The 21,097-nt window shown below is 69.9% G+C and carries 20 protein-coding genes and 1 pseudogene; 10 read left to right on the top strand and 11 right to left on the bottom strand.

Translation table 11 applies throughout. The features are described 5' to 3' along the window. Window positions 1-46 precede the first annotated feature (46 nt). The 6 genes from ACFVT2_RS39825 to ACFVT2_RS39800 all read left to right on the top strand — a co-directional run bounded on the left by ACFVT2_RS39825 (window position 47) and on the right by ACFVT2_RS39800 (window position 5,008). Entirely contained in the window at window positions 47-439 is a 393-nt protein-coding gene (locus ACFVT2_RS39825; RefSeq protein WP_390026414.1) for a Scr1 family TA system antitoxin-like transcriptional regulator, read from the top strand. Window positions 440-442: 3 nt separating this feature from the next. Further along, window positions 443-637, top strand: coding sequence for a DUF397 domain-containing protein (locus tag ACFVT2_RS39820; RefSeq protein ID WP_390026408.1), 195 nt, complete (start codon window positions 443-445; stop codon window positions 635-637). 54 nt (window positions 638-691) lie between these two features. Then, a complete protein-coding gene (locus ACFVT2_RS39815; protein ID WP_390026407.1) occupies window positions 692-1,948 on the top strand; it encodes an ABC transporter substrate-binding protein in 1,257 nt (418 codons plus the stop codon). Then, entirely contained in the window at window positions 1,945-2,868 is a 924-nt protein-coding gene (locus ACFVT2_RS39810; protein WP_390026405.1) for a carbohydrate ABC transporter permease, read from the top strand. Before ACFVT2_RS39815 ends, ACFVT2_RS39810 begins: the two co-directional genes overlap by 4 nt. Before the next feature lie 5 nt (window positions 2,869-2,873). Beyond that, window positions 2,874-3,710: a carbohydrate ABC transporter permease gene (locus tag ACFVT2_RS39805; RefSeq protein ID WP_390026403.1), complete on the top strand. Its 837-nt coding sequence runs from the start codon at window positions 2,874-2,876 to the stop codon at window positions 3,708-3,710. Between the two features lie 350 nt (window positions 3,711-4,060). Beyond that, window positions 4,061-5,008, top strand: a complete 948-nt coding sequence (locus ACFVT2_RS39800) for a TauD/TfdA dioxygenase family protein (protein ID WP_390026400.1) — start codon at window positions 4,061-4,063, stop codon at window positions 5,006-5,008. A 70-nt stretch (window positions 5,009-5,078) separates the two neighbouring features. Here the strand turns inward: ACFVT2_RS39800 and ACFVT2_RS39795 are convergent, their stop codons facing one another. The 4 genes from ACFVT2_RS39795 to ACFVT2_RS39780 all read right to left on the bottom strand — a co-directional run bounded on the left by ACFVT2_RS39795 (window position 5,079) and on the right by ACFVT2_RS39780 (window position 11,725). Next, complete coding sequence (locus ACFVT2_RS39795; RefSeq protein WP_390026398.1) at window positions 5,079-5,915, bottom strand: ArsR/SmtB family transcription factor; 837 nt, start codon at window positions 5,913-5,915, stop codon at window positions 5,079-5,081. 496 nt (window positions 5,916-6,411) lie between these two features. Beyond that, a complete protein-coding gene (locus ACFVT2_RS39790; RefSeq protein WP_390026396.1) occupies window positions 6,412-8,397 on the bottom strand; it encodes an MFS transporter in 1,986 nt (661 codons plus the stop codon). 109 nt (window positions 8,398-8,506) lie between these two features. Further along, window positions 8,507-9,394, bottom strand: a complete 888-nt coding sequence (locus ACFVT2_RS39785) for a helix-turn-helix transcriptional regulator (protein WP_390026394.1) — start codon at window positions 9,392-9,394, stop codon at window positions 8,507-8,509. Window positions 9,395-9,565: 171 nt separating this feature from the next. Beyond that, complete coding sequence (locus ACFVT2_RS39780) at window positions 9,566-11,725, bottom strand: alkyl/aryl-sulfatase (RefSeq protein WP_390026392.1); 2,160 nt, start codon at window positions 11,723-11,725, stop codon at window positions 9,566-9,568. A 335-nt stretch (window positions 11,726-12,060) separates the two neighbouring features. On the opposite strand from ACFVT2_RS39780, the gene ACFVT2_RS39775 reads away from it, so the two are divergent. After that, window positions 12,061-12,627 carry a GNAT family N-acetyltransferase gene (locus ACFVT2_RS39775; RefSeq protein ID WP_390026390.1) on the top strand — a complete coding sequence of 189 codons (567 nt, stop codon included), beginning with the start codon at window positions 12,061-12,063 and terminating at the stop codon, window positions 12,625-12,627. Window positions 12,628-12,888: 261 nt separating this feature from the next. Here ACFVT2_RS39775 and ACFVT2_RS39770 read toward each other — a convergent pair. The 7 genes and pseudogenes from ACFVT2_RS39770 to ACFVT2_RS39740 all read right to left on the bottom strand — a co-directional run. Beyond that, window positions 12,889-13,086 (bottom strand): annotated as a pseudogene (locus tag ACFVT2_RS39770) (site-specific integrase); the annotation flags it as partial. A gap of 127 nt (window positions 13,087-13,213) precedes the next feature. After that, the gene (locus ACFVT2_RS39765; RefSeq protein ID WP_390026387.1) at window positions 13,214-13,699 is read right to left on the bottom strand and encodes a GNAT family N-acetyltransferase; all 486 of its coding nucleotides are present in this window, start codon (window positions 13,697-13,699) and stop codon (window positions 13,214-13,216) included. 114 nt (window positions 13,700-13,813) lie between these two features. Continuing rightward, window positions 13,814-14,425 carry a hypothetical protein gene (locus tag ACFVT2_RS39760; protein WP_390026384.1) on the bottom strand — a complete coding sequence of 204 codons (612 nt, stop codon included), beginning with the start codon at window positions 14,423-14,425 and terminating at the stop codon, window positions 13,814-13,816. Between the two features lie 152 nt (window positions 14,426-14,577). Beyond that, window positions 14,578-15,093 carry a hypothetical protein gene (locus ACFVT2_RS39755; RefSeq protein WP_390026382.1) on the bottom strand — a complete coding sequence of 172 codons (516 nt, stop codon included), beginning with the start codon at window positions 15,091-15,093 and terminating at the stop codon, window positions 14,578-14,580. Between the two features lie 107 nt (window positions 15,094-15,200). After that, complete coding sequence (locus ACFVT2_RS39750; RefSeq protein ID WP_390026379.1) at window positions 15,201-15,620, bottom strand: hypothetical protein; 420 nt, start codon at window positions 15,618-15,620, stop codon at window positions 15,201-15,203. An 83-nt stretch (window positions 15,621-15,703) separates the two neighbouring features. Continuing rightward, on the bottom strand, window positions 15,704-15,883 hold the full coding sequence (locus ACFVT2_RS39745; RefSeq protein WP_390026376.1) for a hypothetical protein: 180 nt from the start codon (window positions 15,881-15,883) through the stop codon (window positions 15,704-15,706). Window positions 15,884-15,990: 107 nt separating this feature from the next. Further along, on the bottom strand, window positions 15,991-16,359 hold the full coding sequence (locus tag ACFVT2_RS39740) for a hypothetical protein (RefSeq protein WP_390026374.1): 369 nt from the start codon (window positions 16,357-16,359) through the stop codon (window positions 15,991-15,993). A gap of 754 nt (window positions 16,360-17,113) precedes the next feature. Here ACFVT2_RS39740 and ACFVT2_RS39735 point away from each other — a divergent pair. The 3 genes from ACFVT2_RS39735 to ACFVT2_RS39725 form a co-directional block, all read left to right on the top strand. Then, a complete protein-coding gene (locus tag ACFVT2_RS39735; protein ID WP_390026372.1) occupies window positions 17,114-18,355 on the top strand; it encodes a hypothetical protein in 1,242 nt (413 codons plus the stop codon). Between the two features lie 273 nt (window positions 18,356-18,628). Then, window positions 18,629-19,102 (top strand): hypothetical protein, encoded by a 474-nt coding sequence (locus tag ACFVT2_RS39730; RefSeq protein ID WP_390026369.1) that lies wholly within the window; start codon window positions 18,629-18,631, stop codon window positions 19,100-19,102. A 161-nt stretch (window positions 19,103-19,263) separates the two neighbouring features. Then, the coding region (locus ACFVT2_RS39725) for a tetratricopeptide repeat protein (RefSeq protein WP_390026412.1) at window positions 19,264-21,097 on the top strand (1,834 nt) is incomplete at its 3' end.

Below are 21,097 nucleotides of genomic sequence, written 5' to 3'. Positions count from 1 at the left end.
CTTTACGTCCGAACACCCACCCCCGACCCCCCGAACCCTCCCGCGCGTGAAGGGTGCCCACCCCGGTGGGGGGACAGGTACAAACACAGCGGCCCGGCCCTCGCCCCGGCCTCCACGCGATTTCGTCGGCGGCGTGGACGTGATGCGCAAGCAGCTTGAGCATCTCGCGGTCGTGGGCCAACGCCGGAACGTCAGCGTGCGGGTGCTCCCGTTCAGCGCAGGAGCCCAGCTGGGTATGGGCTGCGGGTTCAGCATCCTCTCGTTCGCAGACCCCGGCGCGATGGACGTGGTCTACGTGCAGGTACCTCGTCAACCGCTGTGGCGGGAAGGCGGCGAGGGAGCCGCCGAGCATGATGAACTGTTCGAAGGAATCGCACAGCACGCCCTCAGCGAGAGCGATTCAAGAACGTTCATCGACAGTCTCAGCGAAGGGCTATGAACCATGCCCGGGTTCAGCTACCAGAAGTCCAGCTACAGCGACCACGAGGACGAGTGCGTCGAGGTGGCCACGAACATCGCTCACACGATCGCCATACGCGACTCCAAAGACCCCCTCGGCCCCATACTCCACCTCGGCCCGGCGTCCTGGGCGGCCTTCAGTGGCGCCGTCGTGGCTGGATGGTTCGAACGTGGCTGACCGGTTCGTGAAGATGCAATGCGCGCGACACGCCGGTACGGCAAAGTAACTGCCATGACGGTGATCGACAGACGACGGCTGCTCGCCGCCGGAGGCGGCATCGCGCTCGCGGGAGCGCTGGCGGCGTGCGGTTCCAACACCGGCCGGGGCGGCGGCGGTTCGGGCCCGGCGCTGGCGCAGTGGTACCACCAGTACGGCGAACCGGGCACCCAGCAGGCGGTGAAACGGTACGCCGCCGCGTACAAGAAGGCGGACGTCAGCGTCCAGTGGCGGCCCGGCGACTACGACCGGCAGACCGCGGCGGCACTGCTCACCGACTCCGGACCCGACGTCTTCGAGGTCAACGGGCCGCTGCTGGAGCAGATCCAGGGCGGCCAGGTGGCCGACCTGACCGACCTGGTCGCGCCCGTCAAGGACGACTTCAACCAGGCGGTGCTCGCGCCGAAGATCTGGCAGGACAAGATCTGGGGCATCCCCCAGGCCACCGACATGCAGCTGCTGTACTACCGCAAGAGCCTGCTCAAAGACGCCGGGGTGCAGCCGCCGCAGAGCGTCGACGAACTGGTCGACGCCGCGAAGAAACTCACCACCGGCAAGGTGAAGGGGGTGTTCCTCGGCAACGACGGCGGGGCCGGGGTGCTCGGCGGGACGCCGCTGTTCGCCGCCGGGCTGAGCCTGATCACCGAGGACGGCCGGGCCGGGTTCGACGATCCGGCCGCGGCCCGGGTGCTGGCGAAGGTGCGGCAGTTGTACGCCGACGGGTCGCTGCTGCTGGGCGCGCCCACGGACTGGTCCGACCCGGCGGCCTTCATTCAGGGGCTGACCGCCATGCAGTGGTCGGGCCTGTGGGCGCTGCCGCAGATCAAGAAGGCGCTGGGGGACGATTTCGGGGTACTGCCGTTTCCGAAGGACGGCGCGGGTGGAAAACCGACCGTGCCGGTGGGGGCGTATGCGTCCGCGGTGAGTACCCGCAGCAAGCACCGGGCGGCGGCGAAGGAATTCGCCAAATGGTTGTGGATCGACCGGACGGATTTCCAGCAGGATTTCGCGCTGTCGTACGGATTCCATATTCCGGCGCGCATTTCGCTGGCGAAGAAGGCCGGGCAGCTCCAGCAGGGGGCCGCGGCGGACGCGGTGCGGTTCGCCAGCGAGCACGGTTATGCCGAACCGCTGCTGTGGAACAGCGCGGACCGCAACGCCTATCAGGACGCGCTGAGCCGGATCATCAAGAGCGGGGCGAACCCGGAGACCGAGCTGAGGTCCGTCCTGCGGACGGTCAACGCCGAGTTGCAGCGGACGAAGAAGAAGTGAGCGCGCGCACGGCCCGGCTGCTCGGCCCGCAGCGGCGCACTCTGTGGTTCTGGGTGTTCGTCGGGCCGTTCGCGATCGGGCTGGCCCTGTTCACCTACGTTCCGCTGCTGTGGAGCGTCTACCTCAGTTTCTTCAACGCCCACAACACGGTGAATCCGACGGAATTCGTCGGGCTGGGCAATTACACCGCGATGCTCCGGGACGACGCTTTCCTCGGAAGTCTGGGCACCTTCCTGCTCTTCACCGCGTTCATCGTGCCGGCCACGTTCGCACTGTCGCTGTCGTTGGCGCTGATGGTGAACCGGCTGCGTTTCGCGCAGGCGTTCTTCCGGTCGGTGTTCTTCCTGCCGACCGCGTGCTCCTACGTCGTGGCGTCGCTGATCTGGAAGTTGTCGCTTTTCAACGGGGTGCGGTTCGGGTTGGCGAACACCGTGCTCGGCTGGTTCGGGCTGGACCAGACGGCGTGGCTGTCGACGACCAGTCCGCCGTGGTACTGGCTGGTCATCGTGACGGTGCGGCTGTGGCTCCAGGCCGGCTTCTACATGATCCTCTTCCTCGCCGGACTCCAGCGGATCTCCCCGCAGTTGTACGAGGCGGCGGCGATGGACGGGGCCCGGCCGGGCTGGCAGGTCTTCCGGTACATCACCTTCCCGCAGCTGCGGGCCACCTCGGTGGCGGTGGTGCTGCTCCTGGTGATCAACGCCTTCCAGGCGTTCGACGAGTTCTACAACCTGCTGAGCGACGCCCGCGGCTATCCGCCGTACGCCCGGCCCCCGTTGGTGTACCTCTACTACACCGCGCTCGGGCGGGACCAGAACCTGGGGTTGGGCAGTGCGGGTGCGGTGATCCTGGCACTGATCATCGCGGTGGCGACGGTGGTCCAGGCCCGCTGGTTCGGGCTCGGCCGCAAGGAGGACTGAGCGGAATGCACGATGCCCTGACCCGGGCCGGCCGGGCGCTGCGGGTGGTGCTGCTGGTCGCGCTGGCGCTGCTCTTCCTCGTCCCGTTCTACCTGCTGGTCCGCAACGGGCTGGCGAGCGAGGCCGACATCACCGCGCCCACCTGGGCGTTCTTCCCGCGCGAGCTGCACTGGTCGAACCTGACCGAGGTCTTCACCGACCCGGACCTGCCGCTCGCCCGGTCCCTGCTCAACTCGGCGGTGATCGCGGTATCGACGACCGTGGGCACGGTGGTGCTGGCCTCGATGGCCGGCTATGGCCTGGCGCGCATCCCCTACCGTCACGCGTCGGTGGTCTTCTACGCGATCCTGGGCACGCTGATGGTCCCGGCGGCCGTGACCTTCGTGCCGAGCTTCGTCCTGGTGTCGACGCTCGGCTGGATCTCGACGCTGCGCGGCCTGGTGATCCCGACGCTCTTCAGCGCCTTCGCGTGTTTCGTCTTCCGGCAGTACTTCCTTGGATTTCCCAAGGAGTTGGAGGACGCGGCGCGGGTGGACGGTCTGGGGTACTGGCGGACGTACTGGCGGATCGTGGTGCCCAACGCGCGGCCGGTGTTCGCGGCGGTCGGCACCATCGTCTTCATCGGGGCGTGGAACTCCTTCCTGTGGCCGCTGGTGATCGGCCAGGACCAGTCGGCCTGGACGGTGCAGGTCGCGCTGTCCACGTTCACCACCGCACAGAACCTCAACCTGCACAAACTGTTCGTCGCGGCGGGTGTGTCGATCGTCCCGCTGGTGGTGGTCTTCCTCCTGCTCCAGCGGTACATCGTGGCGGGCGTGGAGCGCACCGGCATCGACGACTGAGAGCGGCGGCCGAGCGCGGGCGCGGTCCGCGCACCATGGGCAGCGGACCACGGATGCGGTACGGTGCGTGCCATGTGCACGTACCTGGGTCCCCGTGAGGCGGCGCCGCGCGACCGCGGCCCTCACGGTGCGTGCGCGCCCCGCGGTCTGAGCTTCCTGCGCCGCCGCGGCCGGGTGGGCTCTCCCCCGGTCGGCTGTCCCGGCGTGTCCTGAGGACCCGCGCCCCGGGCCGCCCGCCGGCTCGCCCGCACCCCCGCCCCACCCCCGGCACCCGCCGCTCCGCTCCCCCGCGTCCGCCGCCCGGACGCAGCCGCACGCCTCCCCAACTCCCCTTCATGGAGGACCAGTTGATGATTTCCGCCGACGCGTCCACCCCCGCCCCCGCAGCGCCCCTGCGCCCCCACCGCATCCCCGCCGACGGCCTCTACGAAGGCCGCCGGATCCTGCGCCGCACCCCGGACGACTGGCCGGACCGGCCGTACGAGCGGTTCGAGGTCGTCCCGCAGTCCGCCACCATCGGGGCGGAGATCCGGGGGCTGGATCTGTCGCGTCCACTGTCCGCGGCGCTACGGGCGGAGCTGAACCGGGCCCTGCTGGAGTGGAAGGTGCTGTTCTTCCGTGGGCAGCACCTGGCGCCCGTCGCACAACGCCAATTCGCCGCCAATTGGGGGGAGTTGGAGACCAATCCACTGCTCGCCCGGGGCGACTCGAAGGAGGTGGTCCGGTTTGACAAGACGGCCGCCGGCGCGCAGACGTTCGAGAACGTATGGCACACGGACGTAACCTTCCGCGAGCGGCCCGCGATGGGCGCGGTGTTGCAGCTGCGCGAGGTGCCGGCGTCGGGCGGGGACACGCTGTGGGCCGATATGGCCGCGGCGTATGACAATTTGCCACTGAAAATCCGGGAGCGGATCGATGGGGCGCGGGCGGTGCACGACTATCTCCCGGGCTTCTCCCGATTCTTCCCCGCAGCCCAACTCGCGCCGTTTCAAGGGGAGTTCCCGCCAGTGGAGCATCCGGTGGTGCGCCGGCACCCGGAGACCGGGCGGCGGATGCTGTTCGTCAACGCCTCGTTCACCACCCGGATCGTGGGGCTGCCGGAGGCGGAGAGCGACCGGCTGCTGCGCCTGCTGTTCCAACAGGCGCACGTGCCGGAGTTCCAGGTGCGGTTCCACTGGCGGGCCGGGGACGTCGCGTTCTGGGACAACCGCGCCACCCAGCACTACGCGGTGTGCGACTACGGGACACGGCGGCGGGTCGCGGAACGGGTGGCGATCGCCGGGGACCGGCCGTACTAGGGCCGGTCCGGTGGATCAGGGGCGGAGGGGCCCTCACGGTCGCCCGGCCCGGGCGACCGGCGGCTCACCGTCAGAAGGCCGTCGACCCGTCGAGATGGGCGCCGCGCAACAGGGCGGCGCCCAGCGGCGTCAGGGTGTGCAGCACGGCGTTGCCCTGGCGCAGGGTGGACAGCAGGCCGGCGTCCCGCAGGACGGTGGCGTGCTGGCTGGCGGAGGCCAGCGAGACGTCGACGCGGCGGGCGAGTTCGCTGGTGGTGCAGCCCACGCCGATGCCGTGCAGGATCGCCGAGCGGGTCTGGCCGACCAGCCGACCCAGCGAGCGGTCGGCCGGGACCGGCGGGGCCGGGCGGGGCACCGGGTGCTCCACCGGGTAGACCAGGACCGGCGTCAGGTCCGGGTTGTGGAAGGTGACCGGGGTGCGGCGGCAGAAGTACGAGGGCAGCAGGAGCAGCCCGCGGCCGCCGAGGTGGAGGTCCCGGTCCACCGGATAGTCGGCCTCCAGGACGGGCGAGCGCCAGCGCATCATCGGCGGCAGCGACGCCAGCAGCCGGTCCGCGCCGCCGTCCAGCAGGGCCCGGCCGCGGGCCGCCCGGTCGGCCTCTATCCGGCACCGGACGCGGTGCCAGTAGGGGGCGACGGCCGCGTCGTGGTAGCGCTGGAGTATCCCGGCGAGCCGGCCCAGCGAGCGGGTCTCGCCGTCCGCCATGGCACGTATCCAGCTGGGGAGCGGGCGGCCCGCGGGGGGCGCCAGCCGGGAGAGTTCGGCGTGCAGCCGGCCGGCCGGGGTCTCGCGCAGCGCGGCGAGCGCCTCGTCCATGCCGAGCAGGCCCTCGGCGGGCGTCAGGAAATCGGGGAAATAGCCGCGCGTGGGCACCAGCGGCGCCAGCAGACGCGTTTCGCCATTCAACCTTCCGCGGGTTTCCGATCGCCAACCACCGAACGTGGAATCGTCACGCCGGTCACGAAGTCGGTGAAAGCTTAAGACCGTCTCCCACAGCGCATCCGGGCGTGCGGCAATCCGCACGCGGGCCAGATCGAGTCCACTGAAATGGACGCGTAACACCGAACCCCCACTCTTTGGTTATCTCCCTCGGCCCCCGGCACGCCTGAGTATGCACGCAACCACACGCGGTCACCATGCCCTTTTGGCCAGAGTTGAAAAGGGTCGCGCGGGGCGCGCCCGGACGGAATGCTGGAGGCAATTCAACGACGGTGTGCACGGCCCGGATTGCTCGATCCCGTGGGGGGTGATGGGCAAACAACCGGCCGGGCACAGCCCCGTTGAAGGCCGCCTCCCACGCCGACTGGGAGGGCGGCAGCTCCCGAGGGGGGAGTCCGGAGAAAAGCAAGGGCGGCACCCGTGCGCACGGGTGCCGCCCTTGCCGTACCGGGGCGGACGGGGGCTATCCCGCGGGCCGCGGCACCGTCCGGTCGCCCGCGTCGGCATCCCCGAGATCGGCCGACAACCGACTGTCCCGCGGCCCGTTGAACAGTTCCGCCACGGATGGTTCCCGTTCGGACGATTCACGTTCGGGCAATTGAGGATTGGACAATTCGGGTTCGGATGATTCGAGTGCGAATGATTCGGGTGCGGACAATACCGGCGCGCAGGATTCCGGCGCGGACAATTCCCCTGTCGACGACTCCGGTACGGACAGCTCCGGTACGCACGGCTCCGCTACGGACGGCTCCGGTACGCACGGCTCCGCTACGGGCGGCTCCGCTACGGACCGGCCCGGCGTGGTCGCTTCCGCCGTGGACGGTGCCAGCATCCGGTGGATCACCAGCCACAGCAGTGCGCAGAGCACCGCGGCGACGCCGAGGACGAGCTGCCAGGCGGTGGTGAACCCCTGGGCGGCGAAGGCGGTGAAGCCGGGCCGGACGGCCGCCGGTACCGCCGAAGCCGGGCCGCTCAGATCACCGGCGTTGACGCTGTTGGCGAGGGCCGCGGCCCCCTCCCGATAGGCGGGGAAGCGCGCGAGTCCGTCCTCCAGCCGGAGCCGGGTCAGGCCGGTCAGGGCGGAGCCGGCGGCGGCGATGGCGACCGCCTCGCTGCCCAGCCGGAGGGTGTTGAGGAGCCCGGCTGCGGTGCCGGTGGCGTCCGGTGCCACCACGGTCAGCACCGCCCCGTCCACCAGCCCGAAGTTGAGTCCCAGGCCCACCCCGAGGACCAGCAGCGGCGCCGCCAGGGCGCCCGGCCCGGCGCCGGGGCGCAGGACCACGGCGAGCCAGGCCACGCCCGACGTCAGGCAGGCCAGGCTGAGCGAGAACACGGCGCGCTGCGACAGCCCCCGGGCGACCAGCCGCCCGGCCAGCGGCGGGGCGAACAGCACGGGCGCGGTCATCAGCAGCAGCACCCCGCCCGCGGCCCGGCTGGTCATCCCGTCCGCGACCGTCAGGTAGTTGGGCAGCAGCGGCAGCAGGATCACGAACGAGCAGGAGACCGCCACCGGGATCAGGCACAGCGCCAGGAAGCGGCGGTTGCGCAGCAGCCCCAGGTCGAGCATCGGGTGCCGGCTGCGGCGCTCCACCCGGACGAAGACCACCGCCAGCAGCACCGCGCCGGCCAGCAGCCCCAGCACCCGCGGGCTGCCCCAACCCCACTGCGGCCCCTCCACCATGCCCAGCATCAGCAGGAACAGGCCGGTGACGAAGGCCCCGGTACCGGGCAGGTCGAGACCGCTCGCGCCCGCCCGACGCGACTCCGGCATGACCGGCACGGCGCACAGCACCACCACCATCAGCACACCGTGCGCGGCGAAGAACCAGCGCCAGCCCACCGTGTCGGCCAGCGTGCCGGCGACCGTGGCGCCCAGCGCGAGGCCGCCGCCGGTGGCGATGCCGACCGCGGCGAAGACCCGGGTGCGGGCGGCGCCCTCGAAGGCGGTGGCCAGGATGGAGCTGCCGCTGGTCAGCAGGGCGGCCGCACCGATACCGGCCAGCGCCCGCTCCACGTCGAGCAGCAGCACCCCGGGCCCCGCGGCGCTCGCCAGCGACGCGAGCGTGAACACCACCGCCCCGGCCGCGAACAGGCGGCGCCGGCCCAGCAGATCGGCCAGGGAGCCGCAGACGAGCATGGCGCAGGCGAAGGTGAGGTTGTAGGCGTGCACCACCCACTGGAGGGTGTCCAGCGGTGCGCCGGTGTCCCGGCCGATGTGCGGCAGCGCCACCCCGGAGCCGGTCACCGAGGTCGGCAGGATCACCAGGGTCAGCAGCACCGCCGCCGCAGTGACCGCCGGACGCGGAGCCCGACCGGGCCGCCTCCCGACGGAGCCGGCACCCCGGCCGGCCCGCCGGTCCGGGTCGGTGGGTTCGGCGGCATCGGCGGGGACCACCCGTGCGCGGCCACCGCCGGTGATCAGGACGGTCTTGTTGGTGAATCGCTGCATACGGAGATCGTCCGCCGGGCCGCCGGCCGGCGGGAGTGCCGGACAAACCTGGGTCTGCCACCACCACTTTCGACGGCACGGCCCCCAGGGCGCCTCCACCGCCGACCGGTTACGGCCGCACGCCGACCTCGACGGTGACCGGCCGAACCGTCTCCATCAACCGGGCCAGCCGGTCCCCCGTGTCACTGCCCGGCGCGGGCGTGTAGAGCATCAGCCGGTGTCCGGGCAGATCCGGCAACGGCAACGTGGTGTACTCGAAGACCAACTCGCCCGCCGTGTCGTGCCGCAACGCCTTCAACCCCTGTGCCGCGCTGCCCACTTGGTGCTCCGCCCACAGTTCGGCGAAGGCCGGGCTGGCGGCACACATGTCGGCGGCGAGCCGACCGAACCACGGGTCGTCGGGGTAGCGGGCGGCGTCCGCCCGGAACTGTCCGACGAGGGCACGCGCCGCGTCCTGCCAGTGGCACGGCGACGCCGGCACCGGGCCCCTGGTGAAGAAGCTGACCAGACAGTTGTGGTCACCGGCGCCGTACCCGAACACCGCGCGGGCCGCGTCGTTGACCGCGACGAAGTTCCAGTGCCGGTCGATGAGGTACGCGGGGCGTGGCAACCAGCCGTCCACCACCCGCCGCAACGCGTCCGGCACGCCCCCCGGCCCGGCGTCCGGCCCGGCGTCCGCCGGCGGCGGGTTGAGCCCGGCGAGCAAGTACAGATGCGCACGCTCGGCCGGCTCCAGCCGCAACACCCGCGCAACGGCATCCAACACCTCACCCGAAACGTTGATCTCACGCCCCTGCTCCAGCCACGTGTACCAGGACACGCCGACCCCGGCGAGCACCGCGACCTCCTCCCGCCGCAGCCCACTGGTACGCCGCCCGCCGCCGGTCGGCATCCCCACCTCGGCGGGCGTGATCCGGGCCCGCCGGGACCGCAGGAACGCACGGATCTCGGCACGGCGCCGCTGCCGCGCCTCAGCAGGAAGTCGCGAAATGTCCACCCACCCATGCTAGGCGGGACCTCCCGCACTCCCACCCGCAAAGGGCCCGAGGGCGGCACCTCCGCACCGGTGCCGCCCTCGTCGGGTCGGCCTGCGCCCGGAAACGGCCGGCGCCCGGTCCGCAGCGGACGGACCGGACCGACTTCCGGACGAAGTCGTCCCGACGGACCGTCAGTTCTGCTTGTGCGGGGTGACGATGGGGAACTTCGGGTCGGGCAGGGTCAGCGTGCCGAAGACGGCATCCGTCGCCGCCTGGGCCTTGTCGCCCTCAAGGACGATCTTCTCGTCCCGCACCGCCTTGTTGAAGCGCTCCTTGAAACCGGGGGACTCCGCCAGCTCGTTGAGCGTCCGACGGCTCAGCCTGATGGTCGCTGCCGGCACCTCGACGAAGCGGTCCCCGCCCTCGACGTGGACCAGTACGCCGTTGCGGAGCGTCGTGGTGCACTTCTCGCCGGTCTCGGCGCCCTTCTCGTCGGTGAAGACCCAGTCGAGCGCGATCGGGGCAAGGTGCTGTTCGGCAGCCGTCGGCCCGTCCACGCTGCGGGCGAGCGCGGAGAAGTACTGGTCCAGAGTGGTGCTGCGGATCAGGTCGGCGGAGGACTGGCTGGTGATCAGCGGCTGCGGGCCGTCCACGACCTCCTGGGCGCCGGTGAGGTAGGCGTTGCGCCAGGTGCCGTTCTCGCTGCCGTAGCCGAGCTGGGTGAAGACCTTGGCCTGGAGCTCCTTGGCCCGGGTGACCTGCGGTTCGGCGAGCGGGCTGCCCTCTTCGGCGGCCGCCGCGAAGATGACGTGGTTGAGGAGTTCGGCAGCCCAGCGGAAGCCGTCCGTGGTGTCGCCGTCATAGGAGCGCTGGGCCGCGTCGACGACGGCCTCGGCACCGCCCATCGCCGCCACGTAGGCCGCGCCCGCCTGGACGGGCGGAAGTTCCCACAGGTGGGCCGGGTTGCCGTCGTACCACCCCATGTAGCGCTGGTAGACCGCCTTGAGGTTGTGGCTCATCGAGCCGTAGTAGCCCTGGTTGTACCAGTGGTCGCGCAGGCCGGGCGGGAGGGTCTGGAGCCGTTCGGCGATCTCGATGCCGGTATAGCCGGCGTTGATCATCCGCAGCGACTGGTCGTTGAGGTAGCCGTACATGTCGCGCTGCTTGTTGAGGAATTCGAGGATGGGCTCGTTGCTCACCTCGGCGCCCGGCTCCTCGTTCAGCACCTCGCTCCACATCGGCCAGTGGTGCGAGGCGAACAGGACGTCGGTGTCCTTGCCGAAGGTCTGGATCGCCTCGGTGAGGTACTTCGACCAGGCGTGCGCGTCCCGGACCTGCGCGCCGCGCAGACTGAGGATGTTGTGCATGGTGTGCGTGGCGTTCTCCGCGATGCACAGCGTCCTGGCATCCGGGAAGTAGATGTTCGTCTCCGCCGGGGCCTCGGTGCCCGGCGTGAGCTGGAAGACCAGCGGGAAGCCGAAGCCCTCGAACGCGTACAGCCCCGGCCGCCAGGGGATGACGTACGAGCTCTGCCAGGAATCCTTGCGTACCGGCTGGTGCTCCGGCCCGCCGAGGTAGACGGTCGGCGGAACGAGCGTCACCTCACCCGTGGAGATCGTCATGCCCAGCCCCGAACCCACCTGCCCCGTCGGCCCCTTGTCCAACTCCGCCGCGTACATGTACTGCGCGCGCCGCGCCATCGCCGGACCGGCGTAGACGTTCTCGCTGATCGCGTGCTCAAGGAAGCCCTCCGGCGCGACGACCGGCACCCCCGGCTCCAACGGGTCGCCCAGCTCGCTGAAGATGCCGCGGGCGCCGCCGAAGTGGTCGACGTGGCAGTGGGTGTAGATCAGCCCCTTGACGGGCCTTTGCTCCTTGGTCAGCTCCGTCTTGTCCCGGAACAGCTTCAGCGCGGCCTGCGCGGTCTCGTAACAGGCCAGCGGATCGATGATGACCAGGCCCGAGTCGGACTCGACGATCGTCATGTTGGACAGGTCGTAGCCACGCACCTGGTAGATGCGGTACTCGCGGCAGGACGTGACCTGGAACAGCCCGGCGATGGCGGCCAGTTCGCCCTGCCGGTGCAGGCTGCCGTTGACCGACGGCATCTCCGCACGCAGCTCCGGGTCGAGGAAGTCGTACGCGGTGAAGTCCCAGACCACCTTCTCCGGGTTCTTGCGGGACATGATCACCGGGACGTCGGGCGGGGCGATCTGGAAGCGGCTGGCGTCGGCGAAGTCCTTGCCGTCCTTCTCATCGGCGGCGTTGATCGCCTCGGCGACCTTCCGGTTCGCCTCGGCTACCGCGACCGAGGGCTCGATGGGCTCGACGTACTCGGACTTTCCGGGCATGGCGAATCAACCTCCACATAAGTGGGCGAGAACCATACGAGAACGATCGTCACGCTAGGTATGCGCGACATCACGCACAAGGGGGGTGATCGAGCCAGTGGCCTGGGATGGCCTCCGCAAGAAGGAGGCCGGGCGTCGGGTGGGGTGCGCGGTCGGCCCGGGAAGCCGGGGAGGCAGGCGCCAGGGTGGCCACCGCACTTGAGGCGTGCGGTGGGATCTTCCCGCCGCGATTGCTGGGCACGATCCGGACGTTCCGGTGCACCGTGCCGGAATCGACACGGCGGCCGCCCGCGAGTGCGGCGACCGCCTCCGCGAGACCGTCCGAGGGGCACCACATGACCCGACCCGCAGCCATCACCGTCGCACGCCTGGACGGCCCGGCCGCCGAGCAGGCCGAAGCCGACTTCACCCTCGTCTACGCCGACGCGTTCGCCGAGCCGCCCCACTGCGAGACCGCGGACGGCGTCGCAGCCGCCTTCCGGCGCTTCCGCTCCCGGACCCGGAAAGGCACGTTCCGGGCCGCCCTGGCCCGCACGACGGACGGCACACCGGTCGGCATGGCGTACGGCTGCCCCCTGGGACCGCGGACCGACTGGTGGGACGGGCTCACCCAGCCCGTGCCGGACGACATGCGGCGCGAGGACGGCCACCGCACGTTCGGGCTGATGGAGCTGGCCGTACGCCTGCCGTGGCGCGGGCACGGCATCGCGCGCCGCCTGCACGAGACACTCCTCGACGGCATCGACGCCGAGCGGGTGGTGCTCAACGTCCATCCGGCGAGCGAGGCGGCACAGGCGGCCTACCGCTCCTGGGGCTACCGCAAGGTCGGTGAGGCCCGCCCCGGGGCCGGCGCCGCTCTCCACGACGTGCTGGTCCTCGACCTGAGACACACGACCGCGTAGGGCGGCCCGGTTCCGCTCAAGAACCCCGCCCGGGGGCCCACCGCCCCCGAACACAACCGAGGGCGGCACCTCCGCACAGGTGCCGCCCTCGTTGGGGTGACCTGCACAGATGCCGAACTGACGGGCCGGCAGGGCACTCTGAGGACACATCAGGCCAGAACCACGTCGATAGATGTCCGCGGTGTCGTCCTCGTCGTCCTCCCGCAGATGCGCGTAGAGCTCCCACGTGATCGAGGGCTTCGCGTGGCCGAGGAGCCGCTGAACCTTCTTCACCGTAGCCCCGTGCTTGATCAGCACGGAGGCGAAGAAGTGTCGTAGGTCGTGCAGCGTGGTCCCCTCGGGGACGCGGAGCGGCGACCCCCACTCCTCCAGCAGCTGATTCGCCCGCCGCACGGTCCGTGCCCAGGTCTTGGCCCATGACCCCCGACGGACCGGAGCGTTCACTTCGCTCAGGAACATCAGCCGCGCCTTGCGCGTCCTCGGATTGGCGCCACCATGTCAGGGGCGTACAGAGGATGGCCTCTAGGACGCTCCACCTCCCCCGCCTTCATCCAGACGAGCTGATCGGTCATCATGGGTGCCTCTTTCAGGAGCGGTGCACCTCGTAGACCGGGTAGGCCACCGGCACGCCGTCCGCCCGGCCCTGGAAGACAGTGGTGCAGGTAAACCCGGCCTTGGCCAGCACCCGACCGGAGGCGGGATTGTCGGGGTGATGCTTGGCGCTCAGTCGGTCCAAGTGGGTGGCGGTGAACACGTACGCGATGACCTGTCGGACGGCGTCGGTGCCGTAGCCGCGCCCCCAACTGTCGTCCCGCAGGATGTAGCTCAAGGTGGCGTGGCCGGCGCCACGGTCCCGGAACTTGATCAACCCGAGCAGGTCATCGCCGACCGTGACGCCGAAACACCACCGTTCGCGGGGAGTTACCCGAGCCTGGGTGATGGCGGTAGTGACGTAGGTGGTGGCCTCCCCGCGGGTCATGTTGTGGCCGCGGGTGAAGGTGACGGAAGCACCGCTGTAGATCCTCTGCACGGCCAAGACGTCGTCGGGAACCAGGTTCCGCAGCGCGATCACTCGGTCTCCTCGACGATGGCGACCAGATCGGCGGCGGTGGGCCGCTCGTCAGGGGCTGGTGCCATGCATGCAGTGACGATCTCCTCGAGGACGGGGAAGGACCACGGCCGGGCGTCATCGAGTTGGAGGCGCTGTCCGTCGGCGATGGCGCCGAGCTTGTCCGTCGGCGATGGCGCGGAGCTTGTCCGTCCGCGGGGTGTCGTCGGCGTAAGGAACGGGGCGATGTCCGGTCCAGCACCAGAACAGGGACGCTCCCAGTCCCCAGATGTCGGCCGGTGGTCGGGCCTGGATGTGGGTGTCGGCGGGTGTGGTCAGGATGGCGTCGGCGATCTCTGGGGCGGTGGTGTGGGTCAAGGCGCCCCGGTACGGCAGACGCCCTGTCGTGTCGGGCCCGCACGACAGAGCGAAGTCGAGGAGGGCGGCACGGCCGTCGGGGGTGATGAGGGTGTTGGTGGGCTGTACGTCTGCGTGAGCCCAACCGACGGCGTGCAGGCGTTCAAGCTGCTCCGCCCAGGTTCGGGCGATGCCCAGGAGCCACGGCCGTACCGAGGGACGATCGCCCTCGGAGCCGCGTGCCAGAGCGAGGGTGCGCCACAGGGGCGTTCCGTCGATCCAGCGGACCGCCAGCCACCGACCGCCCTCCCATGCGCCGGCGTCGACCCGGTACTCGGGGCTGAGGGCGCCCGCCTCGGTGAGGGCGAGGAGGTGCCGGTCTTCCTGGGCCATCTCAGCAGCCTTGTCGCGTCCAGGTGCAGGCTCGGTGCTGTTGGCCTTCAACGCAGCAGCACCTCGAGGGCCGATGACCTTCCATGCGCGGGAGCCCCGCCGGTCACTGAGCAGATCGCAGGTGGCCGGCCCCAACAACTGCTCCAGAGTTGCTACTGCCTCGACGGGAGGTGCTGCGCCCATAGTCTGATGTCCTTCCAGTCGTGCCCGATATGGCCGAACACGTCGCGGCCGTCGTCCCTCGCGGACGCCACGTCAGCCGCCAGGTTCGGGGTGCGTTGCAGGAACCGCCCGTCGCGGGGCCGAACAGCGGCCCTTACCGGGAGGAACGAGAGCGGTGGTGGCGGGATACTGCGGCCCTTGTGGTCAGTGCGCTCCTCACCTGCAGCGAACTTGCCGATCATCAACCCCACCGGCCCGTAAAGGTGCTTCAGAGCCCAGTGCGGCCACTGCAACACTTCCCGTCCGGCGCCCAGGATGGCGACGTTTTCACACACGAGCGCGCCATGGGCACGGATCGCCAGCGGCCGGACCCATTCGGCGGCCTGCACGGCGGCGTGGAACACCTCGGCCTCGACGTCCACGGGGGCGCCGACGGCTTCGTAGAGCGTCCAGCCGGTCAGGCCGCGATCGAGGGACCGGGCGAGGTACGGGCAGTGGGCGGTCACAGCCTGCGCGTAGGCGGCGATGTCCGCCCTTGGGGTGGTGGTGCGGGGGGCGATGAGGCGGAGCGCCCCAGCACTGGGCCGGAGCGCTCCTCCAACGGGCACGGCAGTCACAGGGTTGCTGCCGCCGTCTGCTGCACGGAGGCAGCTTCATCGCCGCCATCTCCGGGGACCGGCGAGCAGTCCCATTCGGCAACCACGGTCCCGGTCTCGCGGTAGTGGGCCAACCCCTCGTGGTCCAGGCGCCCGTGCTGGTCGGTGAACCAGATCTCGGGCAGCGGCCCGAACAACTCCTCGTAGGCGCGGACCCAGGAGATTTCACCGGCTCCCATGTTCGGCGCGTGCTCGATCCGACGCCCGGCGTGCTCGACGCAGAACGCCTGATAGTCCGGCGAGTTGAGAAGACGGTGCCATTCGGCGTCGACGGCCGGAGAGAACATCTCCGGGGCAGTGCACCCGGCGTCGAACTGCCGGGCGGTGACCTTCAGGAACCTGCCGAGTTCGACCTGTTCCACGGTTTTGGTGCTCATGATGTGCTCCTCTCGTTGAGTTGATTCGAGTGGTGCCGGCGGCCGGCTGGGGCTGTCCTCAGCTCCCGACGGGCCGCCGGGGTTCAGGGGCGGCCGAGTGAGCCGCGAAGGTCGACCACGTCGAGCAGGACCTCGACTGCCTCGGCCATCGGCGCCAGGCCCACGTCTGTTCGGCCACGCAGAGCCTCGGTGAGGTGTTTCAGCGCCAGAGCCACCGGTTCGGCGTCGCAGGCCCCAAGACGTTGGCGAACGATGGGCACCAAGACGGCGGCGTGTACCCGCAGGCGGGCGCGTGAGCGGCCATCCGGCGGCCCAGCGGCATCAAGAACTTGCCGGACCGATTCGCGCGGTACGGACCAGTCCAGGCGTATCACTGCCACCCCCGATGGTCGATGTGCCGCTCGATGCGACCGAGCGCAGCTGCCGCTCGTAACTGCGTCCGCTCACCGCGGCACCCCACCACCGAGTACGCCTGGACATCGGCCCGGTGCATCTTGTGGTTCCGCTGGCCGTCGTCGCTAGCTGCCGACGGGTCGGCGTCCGGAGTCGCCGCGGAAGCCACTACAGGTCGGGCCAGATCAGTTCCGACCGCGGCGCCGATCGTCAGAACGGTCAAGAACTGGAGCACATGCCATACCGCCTGTGCGGCGTCCATCTCCGGCGTGGGCAGCCGATGCCGCCTCTTACCCATCGACGTCGGCCGCATCAGCCAGTTGCCCCAATGCCTGCGGTGTCTCATCGAACGTTCCCGTGCCGCATCGCGTAGCAGGCCGGCGGCACCGGTCGCAGCTGCACGGCGGGAAGGCAGTGCCCGAGGACGGCCGCTTCGCTTGGACCGACGCAGCCGACACCGTGACAGATCCGACCCTCGTACGGGTCAACGTGCGGGGATCGACCCGATAGACCTTGATCGTCATTCTCCTCACGAAATTCCGCCCAGTTCGCAGTACGCCTTGAATACGTCCGCGTTCCAGCGACACGGGTCGCCATACCGCGTGTAGAAGTCCTGGACTTCCGACGGCACGAGCCCGATACCAGCCGAGTTCGGGGCACAACCACCCCTGGCCGGCATGTGGTTACGCACGTGATTCGTCGGTGAACGGCGCGAGTTCTGTGCAGTGGACACGACAACGGCCCTCTCCATCAGGCTGGTGTGGGGGCTGCTCCCGCAAGGGACGGGCAGGCCGGCAGGAGCAGCCCCGCTGCGTCACCGCGGCCAATCCGGCCCCGGAGAGATCCGGGTGCCAGGGCGCCGCGGTGGTGAGCCCAGTGAACGCCCGTCATCGGGGTGGCTGTAATCCCGCGCAAGGGGCCCCACGAGGGGTACACATCAAGGGGGGTGGGAGTACGCTCCGCGCCGGGCAGGTCGCTGACTTTTTCATCATCGTCTCGGGGGTGGGATGGAATACCCGCAGTCACCAGCGGCATTACCGGACGCTTTACTCACCGATCCATGCTTGCGGAAAGCCCTACAACTCCGCGATTTTGGAGCGGTGTTTGCCGTAGCTCACGAGGCGGCAGAGATCAGCTACAACAAAATTGCCGAAGCATGTGGACTCAAGGCGGAGCGGGTCGGCAAGCTCGCTCGGGGAGACGGAGCCGTCACCATGCTCGCCTCAATCGAACGAATCGCGGACGGACTCCGCATTCCGGGGCGACATTTGGGCTTAGCCGCGCGCCCCTGGGAGAGCCCCAACCGGGCCTCCCCTGCCCGTATGGAGGACCACGATGGAGACGACCGGATGAAACGCCGCAACCTCCTGCGCGGCGCCCTGGCCGCCGGCCTCACCGGCGCCGGTGCCACCGCGCTCACCGCTGCCCGGCAGGACCTCGACTCAGCTCTGGACGACCACCAAACCGCGGACCTGTCGTACTGGGAGTCCACAGCCGAGCGATACGGCTACGGCTACAACGGCAAGGCCCCGACCAAGCTTCTCTCCGATCTGGTCCTCGACTTCGACGACATGAAGCCGCTCTTCCGGCAGTCCCAAACCATGAAGTCGCGCGGCCGGTTGTGTCATGTGACCGCGCAGATGGTGGGCATGACGGCAATCGTCCTGCACGACCTCGGCGACCATCGCGAGGCACACGCCTGGTTCCACACCGCTCGGCGTGCCGCCGGCGAGTCCGGTGACACCGGCCTTCACGCCTGGGCCTTGGCCCGTGAGGCCATGGTGCCGCTCAACTTCGGCGCCCCCGCCGCAGCTGCGAACCTCGCCGATCAGTCCCGTCACCTGGCGGGCGGCCAGCCATCAGCCGCGGCTGCGCTCGCCTGCGCCGTCGCTGCCCGCGCCTACGCTGCTCAAGGTAACCGCGACGCCGCACTGGCGGCCGTGTCCGAGGCTGAACACCTCACGGACCACCTCACCCCGCAGCAAGCCGCCGACACCTGGTTCGGCTACCCCGAGCAGAAACACCACGTGCATCTCAGCCAGGCGCTCACCATCCTCGGCGAGACGAAGCGCGCCTACGCAACTCAGTCCCGCGCGCTGGAGTTGTCCCGCAGCCCGAGCCTGATGACCCGTGCGCTGATCTCCATCGACCGAGCTTCGTGTTTGACCCACGACGGAGAGCCGCAAGAAGCCGCACGCGTCGCCGCCCAGGCGTTCGGAGAGCTACCACCGGCCTACCGGACGGGCCTGACCCGTACCCGCGCGCTGGCGCTGTACAGGACCATTCGGACATCACCGGGTGCGGGGCAGCTGAGGGATGTCTTGGACGCGCCGGCGGCCTGATCGAAAGGGTGCAGCTGTCTGATGGCGCAGTCCCGGTACGCGACTTCGAGAACCGACGGGCATCGCACAGTGCGTGACGATCACCAAGCCCCCCAACTTCAAGATGATTCCGCTCACCCTGTTCCCCCTGGGCCGCGAGATCGTCCCCGCGGACGAGTTGTTCGCCACCCGCTGATCCGGCAGGGCGCAATGCGAATTTGCTCATGATGCTGAGCGAGCATCGACCGCGGCATTACGGTGCTGCCGGAACTTTCTGGGGAGGGAAGACCGGGGATGCTGGAGCAGGCGTTGGAGACGTTGGCCGCAGCGGGTGGGACCGCGGTGGTGCAGGCCGCAGGGACGGACGCGTGGACCGGGCTGCGGCAAGCGGTGGCACGTTGGTTCGGCCGAGGTGACGCGCATCGTGAACGGGCGGAGTTGGAGCGCCTGGACCAGGCCGCAAGCGAGCTGGAGAATGCCGAGGGCGCTGGAGCGGAGCGGGTACGCGTCCGTCAGGGAGCGGCCTGGCAGACCCGCATCGAGGCACTGCTGGAGAGCCTGGATGTACCGGAGCGGACCCAAGCTGCCGAGGAACTGAGTGCCGTTCTGGCCCAGCACACCCCTAACGGCGGGGCATCGGCCGGCAACGGAGGACAAGCCGTTGCCGGGGACGTGCGCATCCAAGCCAATAACGGCTCCGCGGCCGCCTGGAACATGGGGAACGTGACCCTGGGAAACCCTCCCCAGCCGGGTCCGCACCAGGGCTGAGCCGACCCGGAGCCACTTCACTCACGCCCAGCAGCCCCACCTGCGTCTATGCGGACCACGGCGGCCTCGCCGTCGGCTCTGCCACGCACGTTCACCACGTCGCCGCACCCCGTACGGCGGTGGCCTGGCCACACCAGGTCGGCGTGATCCCCTCCCGCGCATTGTCATTCCAACACCGGGCCGAGGCCGATCGCCTGCGGGCGGCAGTCGAGGGCGAGGGCATCGCGGTGCTAAGCCAGGTGTTGACCGGGACCGGCGGAGTGGGCAAGACGCAATTGGCGGCCGACTACGCGCGCACCGTCTGGGATGACGGCACGGTAGACGTGCTGGTGTGGGTGAGCGCCAGCAGCCGCCAAGCCATCGTGCAGAGATACGCACAGGCCGGCGTGGAACTGCTGGCCGCGGACCCCGGTGACCCGGAGCAGGCAGCGTGCGCCTTCCTGGCCTGGCTGGAGCCCAAGGGCGGTCAGACGCGCTGCCGGTGGCTGGTGATTCTGGACGACCTGGCTGACCCTGCTGATCTGCGCGGACTGTGGCCACCGAACCGGCATGGCCGCACCTTGGTGACCACCCGTCGCCGCGATGCCGCTCTGACCGGTGAAGGCCGACGCCTCGTACACGTGGGCATGTTCACACCCCAAGAGGCCGCCACCTACCTCACCACCGTCCTCACCACCGTCCTCACCACGCACGGCTATCACGAACCCGCCGACGAAATCGAGGCCCTCGCCGCCGACCTGGGATACCTGCCCCTCGCCCTCGCCCAAGCCGCTGCCTACCTCATCGACACCGCCCTCAGCTGCGCCGACTACCGGCGCCGGCTGAGCGACCGGGTCAGGAAGCTAGCCGATCTGTTCCCCGAGCCCACCGCACTCCCCGACGACCAGACCTCCACAGTGGCTGCCACCTGGTCGCTGTCCATCGAACGCGCCGACCAACTCCGCCCCGCCCGCCTCGCCCGCCCCATGCTCCAGCTAGCCGCCATGCTCGACTCCAACGGCACCCCCGGCACCGTCCTGACCGGCACACCCGCCTTGGCCCACCTCATCACTCACCGCACCCCCAACGCGCAGGAACGGGCCACGGCTACGGCTGAGGACGCGACCGGTGCCCTGAGGACCTTGCACCGCCTTAGCCTGATCGACCACACCCCCGACGACCCGTACTCGACCGTCCGGGTCCACCAACTCATCCAACGCGCCACTCGTGACGACCTCACACCCGCCCAACACGATCAGTTCGCCCGTACCGCCGCAGACGCCCTGACCGCCGCCTGGCCCAAGATCGAGCGCGACACCGAACTCGCCCAAGCCCTGCGCGCCAACACCGACGTCTTGATCCGCCACGCCGAAGATGCCTTGTACGTGCCGGAAGCTCACGGCGTGCTGTACCGCACCGGCAAGAGCATCGGCGCATCAGGTCAAGTCGCCGCCGCTCTTGAGCACTTTCGGCACTTGGTCGCCCAGACGACGTTCCGCCTGGGCCCCGACCACCCCGACACTCTCCTCGCTCGTTCCCACCTGGCCTCCTGGCGGGGGGAGGCCGGGGATGCGGCGGGAGCGGCAACCGCATTGGCTGAGTTGTTCGACGACATGCTGCGGGTGTTGGGCCCCAACCACCCCGACACTCTCATCGCCCGTTCCAACGCGGCCTTTTGGCGGAGCGAGGCTGGAGATAAGGCGGGCGTGGCGCTCGCGTTCGCTGAGCTACTCCGGGACACCGAGCGTGTGCTGGGTCCTGACCACCCCGACACTCTCGTTGCCCGTTCCAACCTGGCTCGCTGGCGGGGGGAGGCCGGGGATACGGCGGGAGCGGCAACCGCCTTCGCCGAGCTGCTTGCGGACAGGGAGCGTGTGCTGGGCCCCGACCACCCCGACACTCTCGTCGCCCGTTCCAACGTGGCCTCCTGGCGGGGGGAGGCCGGGGATGCGGCGGGAGCGGCAACCGCATTGGCTGAGTTGTTCGACGACATGCTGCGGGTGTTGGGCCCCAACC

The sequence above is a fragment of the Streptomyces sp. NPDC058000 genome (assembly GCF_042886435.1).
In the GTDB taxonomy this organism is placed as follows: domain Bacteria; phylum Actinomycetota; class Actinomycetes; order Streptomycetales; family Streptomycetaceae; genus Streptomyces.
The sequence above is the reverse complement of the archived record's forward strand: the minus strand, read 5'-3'. Positions and strand labels throughout refer to the sequence as shown.